The following is a 15,415-nucleotide window of genomic DNA, read 5'->3' as shown; positions in this document are numbered from 1 at the left end:
CCTTCAATGGGATCAGTACGGGTTCAGCATTCCTGTGGCGTTTCGCTGCAAGGATCACTCGCGACGCTCCTCGGTTTCTTCGTCGTCGGGTAGGTAGAGATCCCCCTTCTGTCCGCAGGAGGCGAGCATCTGCATCGTGCCAAGCACGATAACGACGGCGATCAGGAGCCATTGGGCCTTGCAGGAGAACATGGGTCGAGTCCGGGGTTGCGTTGCATCAAGAGGCGATAGTGTGCCATTGATACGCCGCTGGCTTCAGGTGTGGCTCGCCTTCGTGGCGGCGATTTCCTGGAAATCCACCCGATATTGAACGGTGATGATTTTTGTTCATCAATGATTCAGCCAGGTTTGGGACGATGCACCTGCAAGACCAGCAAAAGACCACCAAGCTGGTCAGGGGCGGAACCCGATCCGCTGGGAATAGAGACCTGCCGGTCGCCGTCCAGAGCAACAGGCGTCACTGCGGTTTACCGCACCGACGTCCCGGAATGATCCGGAACTGACCCACAAGATGAGAGGAGATCATCCATGATTAGCACCAAGCGCCGTGTCTTCCTGAAAGGCACTCTCGCCGCCGGTACTGTCGGTGTCGCCGTCGGGGCCGGTCTGCTGGCTCCGAGCAAGCTGCTCGCCGCCTGGCCGTCCGAAGCCTTCGAAGCCGAAGGCCTGGAAGCCGCCTTTGAAGCCGTCACCGGCTCCAGCGAAATTGCGGATGGCGATGTGACCCTGAGCGCCCCGGAAATCGCCGAAAACGGCGCCGTGGTTCCGGTGTCCATCGAGTCCAGCCTGGACGACATCACCGAAATGGCCGTGTTCGTCGAGCTGAACAACCAGCCGCTGACCGCTCACTACGTGCTGGGTGATGGCGCCCACGCCAACATCTCTGGCCGTATCCGCATGGGCGAGTCGTCCAACGTGGTCGCCGCCGTGAAGTCCGGCGACACCTGGTACAAGACGGTTCAAGAAGTGAAGGTCACGGTTGGTGGTTGCGGCGGCTAACGCCGACCCCCAATCGCTGATCCGAACACTACTGGAGGTTTAAGATATGTCTATTCGAGTTCGCGCCCAGGAAAGCAATGGCGTAATTAACATCCGTGCGCTGATGAGCCACGACATGCTCGTCCCCGAAGATGACGGTGGCCCGCACTTCATCGAGACCGTGGAAATTGGTCGCAACGGCGAAACCGTGCTGACGGCCAACTGGAACTACACCGTCTCGCGCAACCCCTTCGTGCAGACCGAGATCGATGGTTCTGCCGGTGACACCGTCTCCGTCTCCTGGACGGACAACAAGGGTGAATCCGATTCGACCGAGGTCGAAGTAGGGTAATAAGAGGGATTTCATTCCTCTTGAAGAAGCCGGGGCTTGTCCCCGGCTTTTTTTGTTTCTGGGCAACGGGAATGCCCCGCAGCCCCTTTGTTTCGCAACGAAGCGCACGAAGGTGCGAAGAAGGGCCAGGTCAAGAGCGGTTTACAGGAAGATGGGAAGCAGGGAAGGGATTGGTTGAAGTGCTCCTGGATGGTCAGGACCTTGAGGGGCGACCGACCGCCGGATCGTCATGCCCGCCGGAGCGCGGCGAAGAGCGCGGGATCTCCAGCGTTTGCAGTGCCACATCGGGAAGATTCCAAATCACTGCTGCGAGGTGTCCGGGATGGCAAAAGCGTATGGCATGCCTCACCGCGACGGCATTCTGGACAATCCAAAAACATCCAAACGCCCTTCTTCCAACCTTCCTGCCTTTCTGTAAATCGCTCTTGACCTGGCCTTTCTTCGTGCGCTTCGTAATGGAGCCAACCGTAAAGGCGGTCAGGCGGCGGGGAGCCGGGCTGTGGCCTACACTCAGTTCAGACCCATGTGTAGCGATCCGTTATGCCACCTGAACCGCTTATCTCCCCCGCGGGCACCGAGATGCGTCCGGCCTTGCTCCTCGAACCCCACCAGCCGTTGTGGCAACGCCTGCCCCGGCGCGACGCCGAAGGCCGGCGCCTGGCGGATTTCATGATGCTGATCCCCGGCCTGCGCGAGCGGCCCCGCGCCGAACTTCACGCGCGAGCCCACGCCATCGAGCGGGTGCTGAATGGGTATGGCCGCGAGATCGCGTTCGTGGAGTTGAACCTAAAGCTGAATACGCTGTGGGTGTCGCTGACAGCCCGCCCCGGCATCTGCAGCGAACTCCCCTGCGCGATCCAGGCGGTTGTGCCCGAGGCCCTGCTGGTCGGTCCCAAGCTCGCCCCGAGCCGATAGGCTCTCCTTCGAGGCCGCATTCCACGCGCTGTCATACCGGGCGCGCGCCAGCCTTGCTACACTGGCCTTTTACCGTGCCTGAACCGGAACATGACTGAACGTACTGCATCCGTCCGCCGCGACACCCTGGAGACCAAGATCGCCATCGAGTTGAACCTCGATGGTACCGGTCAAAGTCATCTCGAGACGGGCATCCCGTTCCTCGATCACATGCTGGATCAGATCGCCCGCCACGGCCTGGTCGATCTCGATGTGCGCGCCGAGGGTGACCTGCACATCGATGCCCACCACACGGTGGAGGACATCGGGATCACCCTGGGACAGGCGCTTGCAAAGGCCCTGGGGGACAAGAAGGGCATTCGCCGTTATGGCCATGCCTACGTCCCGCTGGACGAGGCGCTGTCGCGGGTGGTCATCGACTTCTCCGGGCGTCCGGGGCTGGAGATGCATGCTGATTTCCGTCGTTCGCACATCGGCGAATTCGACGTGGACCTGTTCCATGAATTCTTTCAGGGGCTGGTCAACCACGGCTGGATGACCCTGCACATCGATTGCCTGCGCGGAGACAATGCGCACCATGTCGCGGAGACCATCTTCAAGGCCTTCGGGCGTGCCCTGCGCGCGGCGGCGGAGATGGATCCGCGCGCGGCGGGCATGATGCCGTCCACCAAGGGCAGTCTGTAAAGAATCAGAGGACGAGACCCGGCCATGGAAACTGTTGCCGTCATTGATTACGGCATGGGCAATCTGCACTCGGTCGTGCGTGCGCTGGAGCACGAGGCGGCGGCCGACCAGCGTGTGCTGCTCACGGACGACCCCGAGACCTTGCGCGAGGCGGACCGCCTGGTATTTCCCGGCCAGGGCGCGGCGGGTGATGCCATGCAGGCACTGTCCAGCCGGGGGCTCGATCGCCTGTTGCCGGAACTTGCGGCCGACCGCCCGTTCTTGGGCCTGTGCCTGGGCCAGCAGATCCTGATGGATTCGAGCGAGGAGAGTGGCGGCGTTGACCTGCTCGGGATCCTGCCGGGCAAGGTCGCCCGTTTTCCGGCGATGGATGGCCCGGACGGGCGCCGCCTGAAGATCCCGCACATGGGGTGGAACCGCGTGCTGCCGGCCGCGGAGCACCCCTTGTGGCATGGCCTGCCGGAGACCCCTTGGTTCTACTTTGTCCACAGTTACCGGGTACAACCCGAGCGCGAGGCCGATGTGGCCGGGCGTACCGACTATGGCGAGACCTTTGCCTCGGCACTGGCACGGGGCTCGTTGTTCACCATGCAGTGCCATCCGGAGAAGAGCGCCGCCTGCGGGCTGCGCCTGCTGCACAACTTTCTGCGCTGGGACGGAGACGGTCCCGGGGCGTCGTGAGGAGTCGAAGATGCTGGTCATCCCCGCAATCGATCTGAAGGAAGGCAAGTGCGTTCGCCTGCGCCAGGGGAACATGGACGATTCCACGGTGTTCGGCGAGGACCCGGTGGAGATGGCGAAGCGCTGGGTGGACGCCGGGGCCGAGCGCCTGCACATCGTGGATCTGGATGGCGCCTTTGCCGGCCAGCCGCGCAATGCTCAGGCGGTGCACGCGATCGCCAAGGCCTTCCCCGACCTGCCGATCCAGATCGGCGGTGGCGTACGCGACGAGGACACGGTGCAGGCCTATCTCGATGCCGGGGTCGAGTTCGTGATCATCGGTACCCGGGCGGTCAGCGCCCCGCACTTCGTGAACGACCTGTGTCTGGAGTTTCCAGGCCGCATCATCGTCGGTCTCGATGCCAAGGATGGCAAGCTGGCGGTGGATGGTTGGTCCAAGCTGTCGCACCACGACGTGATCGACCTGGCCCAGCACTTCGAGGCTGACGGCGTGGTCGCCTTCGTCTACACCGATATCGCCCGTGACGGCATGATGAAGGGTCCCAATGTGGAGGCGACCGCGCGTCTGGCCAGCAACGTGCGTGTGCCGGTTATTGCTTCCGGCGGTATCAGCTCGCTGGACGATCTGCGCAACCTCGCCGCCCAGGAGGAAGAGGGCATTACCGGTGCCATCGTCGGGCGCGCACTGTACGAGGGCGCCTTCACCCTGGAGGAGGCCCGCAAGGCCGCCGCGAACTGAGATGCTTGCCAAGCGCATCATCCCCTGCCTGGATGTCGACGCTGGCCGCGTGGTCAAGGGCGTCAACTTCGTTGGCATCCGTGATGCCGGCGATCCGGTGGAGATCGCTCGGCGCTACAACACCCAGGGTGCGGACGAGATCACCTTCCTCGACATCACCGCCTCCAGCGATGACCGCGAGACCATTGTGCATGTGGTCGAGGCGGTTGCGCGCGAGGTCTTTATCCCGTTGACGGTGGGTGGCGGCGTGCGTGCGGTGGAGGACATCCGCCGCCTGCTGAACGCCGGGGCCGACAAGGTTTCCATCAACACCGCCGCCGTGCACCGGCCCGAGCTGGTGCGCGAGGCCGCTGACTGGGTCGGCAGCCAGTGCATTGTGGTCGCGATCGATGCCAAGCAGGTCAGCCAGGGCAATGAACCGCCGCGCTGGGAGGTCTTTACCCACGGAGGCCGCCGCGAGACGGGGCTGGACGTGGTCGAGTGGGCGCAGCGCATGGAGTCGCTGGGCGCCGGCGAGATCCTGCTGACGAGCATGGACCGCGACGGCACTCGGGTGGGTTTCGATCTAGCGCTTACCCGCGCGGTGAGCGATGCGGTCGGCGTGCCGGTGATCGCCTCGGGTGGCGTCGGCGAGCTGCAGCATCTGGTCGAGGGCGTGACCGAGGGCCACGCCGACGCGGTGCTGGCGGCCAGCATCTTTCACTTCGGGCAGCATACGGTGGGCGAGGCCAAGGACGCGATGGCGGCCGCCGGGGTGCCGGTGCGGCCAAACGACGCCGGGTTGGCCACGCAATGACCGATTCGACTTCTGCGCGTCCGAGTGGTGCCGAGGTGCTATCCGCGCTGGCCGAGGTGATTGAACAACGGCGTCAGGCCGATCCGGGGCAGTCCTATGTGGCCAAGCTCCATGCCCGCGGCCTGGACGAGATGCTCAAGAAACTGGGTGAGGAATCGGCGGAGACGTTGATCGCCGCGAAGAACGACGACACGGACGCGCTGGTGTCGGAAATGGCCGACCTGTGGTTTCATGCCTTGGTGGTGCTCGCGGCACGCGGCCGGCACCCGGATGATGTACTGGACGAGTTGGCTCGGCGCTTCGGTCTGTCGGGTGTTGCCGAGAAGGCCGCACGCGAGAGCAGTGGTCGACGCTCCGACCATTAGTCGTGTCCCGGCCCCTTTTTATTTTCGGCCGTAAAGCGTTCGTTCATGTGGCTTGGCTACACTGCGATCACTGCGTCTTGTCTACGAAATCAAAAGGGACTTGAGCGCGAACGTGTACATTACTCGGTGTGCCCCTAGTTGATTATGCGCCTGGCGCCGTTCAGGCTACCCCCAAAGTCGTTTTACCGGAGACAGAGTTCATGGGTATCGGTGGTATCAGTATTTGGCAGCTCCTCATTATCCTGCTGATTGTCGTGCTGCTGTTCGGCACCAAGAAGCTGCGCAACATGGGTGGGGACATTGGTTCGGCCATGAAGAACTTCCGCCAGGCGGTCAAGGATCCCGACGCCGAAGAGAAGAAGGAAGGCGAGGAAGACGGTGAGCCGCGCGAGGTCGAGGACCAGACCGACAGCGACGGCCGGGTGGTCGACGCTGAGGTGAAGAAGAGCAGCGAAAAGGATTCCGACGCCTCGCAATCGGACAAGAAGTCCTGAGCGCCGCGCCCTGCGCGGTGACTGGGTCCAGGCGGCGGTAGCCCATGTTCGACATCGGCTTCTGGGAGATCATCATCATCGTGCTGGTAGCGCTTCTGGTCGTGGGGCCGGAGCGTCTGCCCGGGCTCGCGCGCGAGATCGGGCGCTGGGTCGGCAAGACCCGGCGGTTCGTGCATAGCGTGCGTTCCGACTTCGAGCAGGAACTCCAGACCGACGAACTGCGCAACATGTTGAAGAGCCAGGATCGCGAGATCCGCCAGCTCAAGAACATGATGGACGAGACCGAGACCAGCCTGCGTGAGGACATCGAAGACACCGAGCGAGGTCTCCGCGAAGACATCGAAGGCGAGCCAAAGAAGGGCGGCAAGGATCTCTCCACTCAGGAGAAGAAGGCCCTGGCCGAGAAAAAGAAGGCCAAACCCGCGGTGCGCGACAAGCCCTCCCGGCAGGTTTCCGATGATGCCGCCGATCCTGACGGCAAGAAGGATACGGCGGATGACAGCGCTGAGGGAGACGCCACCGAGGTGCGTCGGGTCCCTGCGAAGGGCGGCCTGGATGGCAACTTGATGACCGACGACCCGGCTCTGGCCGCCGAACAGAAGGCCCGCAGCGCCGATGGCCCGCGTCCGCAACGCAAGAAGCCTGCCGTGCGCGAGCGCCGCACGCCGGACACAGCCAACGAGCCGCCGGCTCCGGATTCAACCGCCAACGCCGATACCACCCACGACGATCAGACCCCTGACAAGCACTCATGAGCAAGACCAAACCGGGGGTTGAGCCGAGTCCGGAAGCGACCGAGACCCTGCTCACGCACCTGATCGAGCTGCGCGACCGCATCCTCAGGATGTTCATTGCCATCCTGGTGATGTTCCTGATCCTGTTCCCGTTCGCGAATCCGATCTACACCTGGCTGGCCGGCCCGCTGATGCAGCATCTGCCGGAAGGCACCAGCATGATCGCGATCGACGTGGCCGCGCCGTTCCTGATCCCGTTCAAGCTGACCCTGCTGCTGGCGGTGGTGCTCAGCATCCCCTATTTGCTCTATCAGGTCTGGTCGTTTGTGGCCCCGGGCCTGTACGCCCACGAAAAGAGTATGGCGCTGCCGCTGGTGGCCTCGTCCACCATGCTGTTTTACCTGGGCATGGCGTTTGCCTACTTTGTCGTCTTCCCACTGATCTTCGCGTTCTTCACGGCCACCGCACCCGAGGGTGTGGCCGTGATGACCGATATTTCGCGATATCTGTCGTTCGTGATCATGCTGTTCATTGCCTTCGGCATCGCCTTCGAGGTGCCGGTGGCGACGATCCTGCTGGTCTCCATGGGGGCCACCACGCCGGCGAAGCTGGCACAGAAGCGCCCCTACGTGATCGTCGGCGTGTTCCTGGTCGGCATGGTCCTGACCCCGCCGGACATCATCTCGCAGACCCTGCTGGCCCTGCCGATGTGGCTGTTGTTCGAGATTGGCCTGATCCTGTCGCGCATCATGGAGCGCAAGAAGGCCCAGCGGGCTGCGACCGCGGGTGGACCCGACGCGGATCTGGATGACGACGGACCGTACGATGACGGCCCTGACGACGATGGCCCTGGGGGCGGTGGCGGCTCCTCGCGCAAAGGCTCTAGTGGTTACAAGCGGTACTCCTCCAAGGTCGCGAACCCCTCGAAGGGCGGCTCCAAGGGGGTCGCCAAGGGTGCCGCCAAGGGACAGGCGAAGGCGAGCAAGGGCACCAGTGCCGCCGCGCGGACCGGGTACACGCCACTGACTGACGATGAGATGGACGCCGAACTCGACCGCCTGGAGGAAGAACAGGCCGAGTTGCGCCGCCAGCGGGAGGCCCGCCAGACCGGTACGGCAACGGAGGATGCGGCGCCGGAGTCCACGGACAAGCCGCTGCCGGACGCGGATGAACGCGACGCCACTGGCGCCTCGGAGCCGGATCAGGACCCGCCGCGGGACCGCTGATCTGGCGCGCCGATTTGTGTGGGGTCGCGCCCCATCCAAGCATCGGAACTTGCTAAAATGCCCGGGTAATCCATTGACTCAGGTATTGATTCCGCGATGGCCGATCCGCGTTCGACCCCCCGCCGCCCCGTCCTGTTGATCATCATGGACGGGGTGGGCGTCAATCCCGCCAAGGTGAATAACGCTTACGCCGAGGCGGACACCCCTCGCCTCGACGAGTATCTGTCCTCCCATACGCACACCACGCTGGATGCCTGCGGTCGTGCAGTCGGGCTACCCGACGGGCAGATGGGCAACTCTGAGGTGGGGCACCTGACGCTGGGTGCCGGGACCGTGATCAACCAGGACCTGGTGCGCATCGATGACTCCATTTCCGATGGCAGCTTCTACGAAAACGATGCCCTGGTCAGCGCCGCGCGGGCGGCCGCCAATAACGACTTGCCGTTGCACCTGATCGGCCTGGTCTCCGATGGCGGTGTGCATTCGCATATCCGTCATCTGCGAGCACTGGTCGAGATCTGCCAGCGCGAAGGCGCGCGCCCGATGGTGCACATGATCACGGATGGCCGTGACACCGCTCCGCGCTCCGCGCTCCAGTACCTCGACCCATTGGAGGAGGAGCTGGCCAACGCTGGCGGCGCGATCGCCACTGTATGCGGCCGCTATTACGCCATGGATCGCGACAAGCGCTGGAACCGGACCGAGAAGGCCTTCCGTGCAATCGCCTACGCCGAGGGTGAACCCGCCAGCTCCGCGCGCGAGGCGATCGAAGCCGCTTACGCCGCGGGCGAAGACGACGAGTTCATCAACCCGCGCATCATTAACGGCGGCGCGCCTCTTGGGCAGGATGCGGTCTGCGTGCTGTTCAACTTCCGCAATGACCGTCCGCGTCAGCTTACCGCGGCGCTGGGCATGGATGATTTCGACGGTTTCGACCGCGGCGATTTTCGGCCAGTCGCCGAGACCTGCCTAACCGAGTACGACCCCCGCTTCCTGTCGCCGATCGCCTTCCCGCCGGAGCGCCCGTCGACCACCCTGGGTAGCACGATCGCCTCCGCCGGCATCCCGCAGTTCCACTGTGCGGAGACCGAGAAATATGCCCACGTCACCTTCTTCTTCAATGGCGGCAAGGAAGAGCCCTACGCCGGCGAACAACGGGTGATGGTCCCGTCGCCGGCGGTGGACACCTATGACGAGCAGCCCGAGATGAGCGCACAGGAGGTCGCGGACGAGACCATCAAGGCGATGGAGAGCGGGCGTTACGGCTTTATCCTGGTCAATTTTGCCAATGGCGACATGGTTGGCCATACCGCCAAGCGCGAGGCCTTGCTGGAGGCCGTCCAGGTCCTGGACCGCGAAGTCGGGCGCGTCCTGGATGCGGCCAAGGAGCTGGAATATTCCGCGATTGTCACCGCCGACCATGGCAACTGCGATGAGTACGTCGATCCGGTCACCGGCGCTCCGCACACTCAGCACACCATCTACCCGGTGATGTGCATGATCACCGACTCGCAGCGCTGGCGCCTGCGCACCGGCGGCGGTCTGGCCGACGTCGCCCCGACCGTCCTCGAGCTGATGGGCGTCCCCAAGCCCGCCGCGATGGGGGGCAGCAGCCTGCTGTTGGAGGAAGTGCCGGCCTCGGCCTGAGCACTCGAACGCGATGCACACCCGTTACTCCGACATCCCGGCCTACGACACCAAGGACGGCTCCGAGATCCGTGAGCTGATGCACCCCGCGGTGCACGGAAACGCCGCACAGAGCCTGGCCGAGGCCGTGGTCGAGCCCGGAGCGATCACCCGCCTGCACCGCCACGCCCACACCGAAGAGCTCTACCATGTGACCCGCGGGCAGGGCGAGATGCGTCTGGGCGAGGACCTCTTCCCGGTGACCGTGGGCGACACCGTCTGCATCCAGCCCGGTACGCCCCACAACATCCGCAACACGGGCCCCGAACCGCTACATATCCTCTGCAGTTGCTCCCCGCCCTACTCGCACGACGACACCGAACTGCTGTAGTCCCGCGGTCATCTCAGTCCGAAACCCTCCGGTCCCTTTCCCTCTCGTTGAGAGAAAACAAACGACGATGCTCGCGCCTTCCAGGGCCTCACAGTGCCGGGAAGGCTAGGGAGACGCTGATTTAATCGCGCGTCGGCGTTGGTGCCTCCTGTTTTCCGAGACAAGGCGCGTCGTGTAGCGGGTAGTGGTTCTACCCGCCCGTTTCTGATGGATTGGGGGCGCAACGCAGGATCGGGGAACAGGGGGCACCAACCCCACAGGGGCTCGGCCGCCCGTTGTTATCAAAAACGGGCGCGCGCACGGCGTTGCGGCTCCCTTGTGCAGAATGACTGCACGGCAGTCACCGCGCCTTGTTCCCACGCAAAAGCGACTCGAGCGCGGACGCGCGATTAAATCAGCGTCTCCCTACACCCCGTATTCGGCCCGGTAGGCGCGCAGGGCCTCGAGGTGCTCGGGGTCGCGGCCCGTCTCTTCCAGCATGGATACCAAATCGCCGAGGCGGGCGACGCGCACGACCTGAAGGCCGAGGTCGGCTTCGACCTCCTGGATGGCCGAACGCTCGCCTCGGCCGCGTTCTTCACGATCCAGCGCGATTGCGACGCCGATCGGGGAGGCCCCGGCGGTGCGGATCAGGTCCACCGACTCGCGGATGGCGGTGCCCGCGGTGATTACGTCGTCCACGATCAGTACGCGGCCTTCCATTGGTGCGCCAACGATGTTGCCGCCCTCGCCATGATCCTTGGCCTCTTTGCGATTAAAGGCCCAGGGGCGGTCCATACTGTGGTCGCGGTAAAGCGCCTCGGTCACCGCGGCGGCCAGCGGGATCCCCTTGTAGGCCGGGCCGAACACCAGGTCGAACTCGATCCCGGAATCGACGATCGCTTGTGCGTAAAACTCCCCCAGCCGAACCAGATCGGAACCCCGATTGAACAGGCCCGCGTTGAAGAAATACGGGCTGATGCGCCCGGATTTCAGCGTAAATTCGCCAAAGCGCAGGACATCGCGTTGCAGGGCGTATTCGAGGAAGGCATGGGCGGTCATCGGGTGGCTCCGGTCTCAAACATCGTATTTTGACACAGACCTGTGCCGGTGCCGCAGTCCGGGGCTTTTCCACGCGCCCGGGCGCAGGTATCGTTCGTCGCCATGCGCATACTCTCGATGAACGCCAATGGCATCCGTGCCGCGGCCCGCAAGGGCTTCTTCGACTGGCTCCCGGGGACCGAGGCCGACGTGGTCTGTATCCAGGAGACCAAGGCTCAGATCCACCAGATCCAGGGGGAGCCCTTCCATCCGCCCGGCTATCACAGTGTCTATGTCGATGCGGTCAAACCGGGTTACAGCGGTGTGGCCCTGTACAGCCGCCGCCAGCCGGACGAGGTGATCACCCGTATCGGCTTCGAGGAGGCCGACAACGAGGGCCGCTATGCCGAGATGCGCTTTGGCAACCTGTCGGTGGTGTCGCTCTACCTGCCCTCGGGGTCTTCGGGCGACCATCGCCAAGATTCCAAGTGGCGTTTCCTTGAGTTCTTCCGCCCTTGGCTGGAGGAGCGCATGCAGGACGGGCGTGAGTGGGTCATCTGCGGCGACTGGAACATCGCCCATAAGGAAATCGACCTCACCAACTACAAGTCCAACCGCAAGAATTCGGGCTTCCTGCCGGAGGAGCGGGCCTGGCTGGACCATCTGTTCGACGAGATCGGTATGGTGGATGTGTTCCGCCGGCTAGATGATCGGCCGGAGCAGTACACCTGGTGGTCCAACCGCGGCCAGGCCTGGGCCAAGAACGTGGGTTGGCGGATCGACTATCAGATTGCCACCCCGGGCATTGCCGCCACCGCGCGCGATCCGTATATCCACACCGCCGATCGTTATTCGGACCACGCGCCGTTCTGGATCGACTATGACTCCTAGCGGCGTGCCGGACTCGGGGCTGATCCGCTTCGGCGACTCTGCATGACCGACGTCGTCGAGGCGCAACGTCCGCCCCATCGCGACTGGCGCGCTGCGCTGGCGGTTTACCGCCACCCCCGCGTTCTCGGGATGCTGTTCCTCGGCTTCGCCGCCGGGCTCCCGTTGCTGCTGACCGGCGGCACGTTTACTGCCTGGCTGCGCGACCTTGGGGTGGAGCTGGCCTCCATCGGTTTTCTCTCCTGGGTCGGGATGGCCTACAGCATCAAGGTCTTCTGGGCACCGGTGGTCGATCGCATGGCCCTGCCGGTGCTGACTCGGGTCTTCGGACGGCGCCGAGCCTGGATGCTGTTCGCCCAGGCGGTGATCATCCTGGGGCTGGCCGGCATCGCGCTGACCGACCCCACGGAAAAGCTCTGGCTGGTCGCCGTCTGGGCGGTACTGACCGCCTTCGGCGCTGCCACCCAGGACATCGCCATCGACGCCTACCGCATTGAGGCCGTTAGCCAGGAACGCCAGGGTGCGATGGCTGCGGCCTACGTAACCGGCTACCGCGTCGCGCTGCTAACTGCTGGCGCCGGCGCCCTGCATATTGCCGCAGTGGGTAGCTGGAGCCTGTCCTACGGCGCGATGGCCGCGCTCATGTTGGTCGGCGTGGTGTGTACCCTGATCGTTCGTGAACCTGAAGTACTGCAGCGGGATTCGGCCACCGCGCGGCTTGAGGACCGAGTGGTCGCCTATCTCAACAGCACCGCGGATACCGGCTGGTGGCGAGACTTCAAGGCCTGGTTTATCGGGGCCGTCATCTGCCCCTTTGTCGAGTTCTGGCAGCGCTTTGGGCGAGTCGCACTGCTGGTGATCACATTTATCGCGGTCTTCCGCATCGCGGACATCTTTATGGGGGTGATGGCGAATCCGTTTTATCTCGACATCGGCTTCACCAAGGACGAGATCGCCAACATCGCCGCCGCCTTCGGTCTGGCGATGACCCTCACCGGTGCTGCGCTGGGCGGGCTGCTGGTCGTGCGCTTCGGCATCATGCGCATGCTGATTGCCACCGCTGTGCTGGCCCCGCTGACTAACCTGACCTTCTCCTGGCTGGCTACCCTGGGCCCCGAGACCTATGGCCTGGTGTTCGCGATCATGGCCGACAACTTGTCCGGCGGCATGGCGATCTCGGTGTTCATCGCCTACCTCTCCAGCCTCACCAACAGCGCCTACACCGCCACCCAGTACGCCCTGTTCAGCTCCATCATGACCCTGCCGGGGCAGTTCCTCGCCGGCTTCACCGGAGTGCTGGCCGAGAACATCGGCTGGGTCTGGTTCTTCGCCAGCTCCGCCCTGATCGGCATTCCCACCATCCTGCTCGCGTTCGCCCTGATGCGCTGGGCTAACCCGGATCGTATGGCTCAGCCGGGCCGACCGATTCCGAACCGGTTACCCGAGAGTAGTTGTCGACGGCTTCCATCCGGCGGTCACTAAAAAGCCCGCACCATAGTGGGCGCGGGCTTGAGTCATCCGCCTGCAGCTGGAGGTACGTTAGAAGCTGTAGTGAACACCAACCATGAACACGTTATTGCTACCCCCACCTGAGGGAAACGGAATCGGGTCGGTACCAGAGTCCCGTGCCTTGACCGCAGGGATTGCTCCAGTCGCTTCTTCTTCATAGTAGTACTCGGCGAACAGGGTCAAGCCGTCCATCCAGTTAAAGGCATAGCCCAAGTGGTAGACGTCCTCCCCATAGTTGTCGACATTCGCGTACGTACCGTGGAAGACGTGCTGTCCCATGGTGTAAGCCGCGTAGATGTTGGCCGCAACGTCACCATCATCGCCGAACGCACCAATGTCTTGGTCACTGTCGATGTACTCGACCTTCGCGGCTAGCGACAGCGGACCCATGGTGTGCATCGCAGAGAGGCCCCAGATGCGGGTGTTGTTTGCACCATCGACGTCATCGACCCCGACCGAAAGCGTGGTATCCCCTACGCTGTAGGTGCCGGTCAGCTGTATCCGGTCATCGGCGGAACCAGAGCTGTCCGCGTAGCCAGCGTTTGCACTATGGGATGCAGCAAAGGAAAAGCCGTTGAAGTCAGGCGAGTAGTACATGACGCTGTTGCTTTCGCGGAACGTCGTATAGGTCGCGAATCCGCTCTGGAACGAATAGAACATGTCCACCGGGAAGGCGATCGCGTTGTAGTAGGGCAGCCAGTCGCGACCGTAGGCCACGGTACCGAAGTTGCCCGAAAGCCCGATCTTGCCTATCCGGATGTCTTCATCACGGGTGTTGAAGGGGTCCTGGATTTTTCCATTGGCGAGATCAAGCGGTACTTCCAGCTGTGCGAATGCACTGATGTTGTCGTTGATTTCATAATTTGCGTTGAAGCCGATGCGGGAATACGCATCTCGAAAGCCGTCGTAGCTATCTTCGCCCTTGGGGCTCGCCGCTTCGTACTGCAATCGCAGTGATCCATAGAAATCGAACTCCACGCCGCCAGCGCCTTCCTGCTGTGCCAAGACGGTATTCGGGCCCAGGATCAGGGCCAACGCAACGGCACCGGACAGCGGCGCCAGGGTCCAACTCATCGTCGTCTTCATTGCGATTCCTCTCGGGTCAGGCGGTTGGGTGTCGCCAGGTCCTGCCCTGGCAGACACAGTGCGCAGGCATGCGAAGGTTTCTCTGCGCTCTCTTTATAGGCAGGGGCCGGGACGTTGTAAACAAGACACGTTAACTCGACGTTCTGTTGCATGACCGCGACACCCATCCCTTGTTCCTGGTGATGGCCTTCGCGTGTCAGTGGCTCTTTTCCAGCTCGGCTTTCCCGCTGTGAAGGCGTCGGCAAAATGCTCGCGCGATCTGCCCAAATCACCTACTTAGAGCTCTTTGCGCCATTTCGCCAGCCGAGGTGCAAGTTGCAATGGAACTATTTTTGTACAAAACTAACTATACGAGTAATTAAACCTGCGAGAACTCCGATGTCCCTGAGCCATGCCTCCCATTCATCCCCGGATAACCCGCCCGGCACCTCCGCCAGCTCCGCCGAGCCGGATGTTGCGCGTTCGGTGATCCGCCAGCTGCGGGTGATCATCCGCGCCCTGCAGGGGCACTCGCGGACGGTGGAGAGGGCCTGCGGGATCAGCGCCTCGCAGCTCTGGGCGCTGTGGGAGTTGCAGCGAACACCGGGTCTGAACGTGAGCGACCTGTCGCGTCGGCTATCGGTCCACGCCTCGACCACTTCCAACTTGCTGGACAAATTGGAGTTTCGCGGCCTGATTGAGCGCCGGCGTCCGGAGAAGGACCAGCGCATTGTCCGCCTGTATGTGACGGACGCGGGTATGGAACTGCTGGACAAGGCCCCGGCTGCGCCACAGGGCGAGCTCAACCGGGCCTTGCAGTCGTTGCCCAAGGGTCGGCTCGAAGAACTGGACCAGGGCCTGGATCTGCTGGTCGAGGCCATGAACACCACCGAGCCCAAGGCCGGTCTGCAGCCGTTCGACGGCAAGTCCTGAACCGGTCGCCGCGGAGCCT

At 63.4% G+C, this 15,415-nt stretch carries 19 protein-coding genes; 16 read left to right on the top strand and 3 right to left on the bottom strand.

Annotation, left to right across the window (positions count from 1 at the left end; translation table 11 throughout):
• Positions 1 to 54: 54 nt before the first annotated feature.
• Positions 55 to 192, bottom strand: coding sequence for an LPS translocon maturation chaperone LptM (locus tag F462_RS13260; RefSeq protein WP_081911364.1), 138 nt, complete (start codon positions 190 to 192; stop codon positions 55 to 57).
• A 336-nt stretch (positions 193 to 528) separates the two neighbouring features.
• Between F462_RS13260 and soxY the strand changes: the two genes are divergently transcribed.
• The 13 genes from soxY to F462_RS05795 all read left to right on the top strand — a co-directional run bounded on the left by soxY (position 529) and on the right by F462_RS05795 (position 9,981).
• Positions 529 to 999 carry a thiosulfate oxidation carrier protein SoxY gene (gene soxY, locus F462_RS05855; RefSeq protein WP_038052340.1) on the top strand — a complete coding sequence of 157 codons (471 nt, stop codon included), beginning with the start codon at positions 529 to 531 and terminating at the stop codon, positions 997 to 999.
• 46 nt (positions 1,000 to 1,045) lie between these two features.
• On the top strand, positions 1,046 to 1,330 hold the full coding sequence (gene soxZ / locus F462_RS05850; protein WP_018141084.1) for a thiosulfate oxidation carrier complex protein SoxZ: 285 nt from the start codon (positions 1,046 to 1,048) through the stop codon (positions 1,328 to 1,330).
• Between the two features lie 540 nt (positions 1,331 to 1,870).
• Positions 1,871 to 2,245, top strand: coding sequence for a hypothetical protein (locus tag F462_RS05845; RefSeq protein ID WP_244270850.1), 375 nt, complete (start codon positions 1,871 to 1,873; stop codon positions 2,243 to 2,245).
• A 90-nt stretch (positions 2,246 to 2,335) separates the two neighbouring features.
• On the top strand, positions 2,336 to 2,929 hold the full coding sequence (gene hisB / locus F462_RS05840) for an imidazoleglycerol-phosphate dehydratase HisB (RefSeq protein WP_018141082.1): 594 nt from the start codon (positions 2,336 to 2,338) through the stop codon (positions 2,927 to 2,929).
• A 24-nt stretch (positions 2,930 to 2,953) separates the two neighbouring features.
• Positions 2,954 to 3,610, top strand: a complete 657-nt coding sequence (hisH, locus tag F462_RS05835; RefSeq protein WP_018141081.1) for an imidazole glycerol phosphate synthase subunit HisH — start codon at positions 2,954 to 2,956, stop codon at positions 3,608 to 3,610.
• Between the two features lie 10 nt (positions 3,611 to 3,620).
• On the top strand, positions 3,621 to 4,349 hold the full coding sequence (hisA, locus tag F462_RS05830; protein WP_018141080.1) for a 1-(5-phosphoribosyl)-5-[(5-phosphoribosylamino)methylideneamino]imidazole-4-carboxamide isomerase: 729 nt from the start codon (positions 3,621 to 3,623) through the stop codon (positions 4,347 to 4,349).
• Position 4,350: 1 nt separating this feature from the next.
• A complete protein-coding gene (gene hisF, locus F462_RS05825; protein ID WP_018141079.1) occupies positions 4,351 to 5,145 on the top strand; it encodes an imidazole glycerol phosphate synthase subunit HisF in 795 nt (264 codons plus the stop codon).
• Positions 5,142 to 5,510, top strand: coding sequence for a phosphoribosyl-ATP diphosphatase (locus F462_RS05820; protein ID WP_038052338.1), 369 nt, complete (start codon positions 5,142 to 5,144; stop codon positions 5,508 to 5,510). Before hisF ends, F462_RS05820 begins: the two co-directional genes overlap by 4 nt.
• 200 nt (positions 5,511 to 5,710) lie before the next feature.
• Complete coding sequence (tatA, locus tag F462_RS05815) at positions 5,711 to 6,004, top strand: twin-arginine translocase TatA/TatE family subunit (protein WP_018141077.1); 294 nt, start codon at positions 5,711 to 5,713, stop codon at positions 6,002 to 6,004.
• A 44-nt stretch (positions 6,005 to 6,048) separates the two neighbouring features.
• A complete protein-coding gene (gene tatB / locus F462_RS05810; RefSeq protein WP_038052336.1) occupies positions 6,049 to 6,759 on the top strand; it encodes a Sec-independent protein translocase protein TatB in 711 nt (236 codons plus the stop codon).
• The gene (gene tatC, locus F462_RS05805) at positions 6,756 to 7,964 is read left to right on the top strand and encodes a twin-arginine translocase subunit TatC (RefSeq protein WP_038052332.1); all 1,209 of its coding nucleotides are present in this window, start codon (positions 6,756 to 6,758) and stop codon (positions 7,962 to 7,964) included. The genes tatB and tatC overlap by 4 nt, the downstream gene beginning before the upstream one ends.
• A gap of 96 nt (positions 7,965 to 8,060) precedes the next feature.
• Positions 8,061 to 9,611, top strand: a complete 1,551-nt coding sequence (gpmI, locus tag F462_RS05800) for a 2,3-bisphosphoglycerate-independent phosphoglycerate mutase (protein WP_018141074.1) — start codon at positions 8,061 to 8,063, stop codon at positions 9,609 to 9,611.
• 13 nt (positions 9,612 to 9,624) lie between these two features.
• Entirely contained in the window at positions 9,625 to 9,981 is a 357-nt protein-coding gene (locus F462_RS05795) for a cupin domain-containing protein (protein ID WP_038052329.1), read from the top strand.
• A 405-nt stretch (positions 9,982 to 10,386) separates the two neighbouring features.
• On the opposite strand, the gene pyrE is transcribed toward F462_RS05795, so the two are convergent.
• Positions 10,387 to 11,022, bottom strand: coding sequence for an orotate phosphoribosyltransferase (gene pyrE, locus F462_RS05790; RefSeq protein ID WP_038052326.1), 636 nt, complete (start codon positions 11,020 to 11,022; stop codon positions 10,387 to 10,389).
• Between the two features lie 102 nt (positions 11,023 to 11,124).
• On the opposite strand from pyrE, the gene F462_RS05785 reads away from it, so the two are divergent.
• Positions 11,125 to 11,892, top strand: coding sequence for an exodeoxyribonuclease III (locus F462_RS05785; protein ID WP_256378270.1), 768 nt, complete (start codon positions 11,125 to 11,127; stop codon positions 11,890 to 11,892).
• Positions 11,893 to 11,934: 42 nt separating this feature from the next.
• A complete protein-coding gene (locus tag F462_RS05780; RefSeq protein ID WP_038052320.1) occupies positions 11,935 to 13,371 on the top strand; it encodes an AmpG family muropeptide MFS transporter in 1,437 nt (478 codons plus the stop codon).
• 57 nt (positions 13,372 to 13,428) lie between these two features.
• Here F462_RS05780 and F462_RS05775 read toward each other — a convergent pair whose 3' ends face one another.
• Positions 13,429 to 14,484 carry a porin gene (locus F462_RS05775; protein WP_018142357.1) on the bottom strand — a complete coding sequence of 352 codons (1,056 nt, stop codon included), beginning with the start codon at positions 14,482 to 14,484 and terminating at the stop codon, positions 13,429 to 13,431.
• Positions 14,485 to 14,862: 378 nt separating this feature from the next.
• Here F462_RS05775 and F462_RS05770 point away from each other — a divergent pair, with 378 nt between their 5' ends.
• Entirely contained in the window at positions 14,863 to 15,396 is a 534-nt protein-coding gene (locus F462_RS05770; RefSeq protein ID WP_038052317.1) for a MarR family winged helix-turn-helix transcriptional regulator, read from the top strand.
• Positions 15,397 to 15,415 lie beyond the last annotated feature (19 nt).

This window comes from Thioalkalivibrio sp. ALJ1 (assembly GCF_000745395.1).
Classification (GTDB): domain Bacteria; phylum Pseudomonadota; class Gammaproteobacteria; order Ectothiorhodospirales; family Ectothiorhodospiraceae; genus Thioalkalivibrio.
This window is presented reverse-complemented; position numbering and strand designations above follow the sequence as displayed.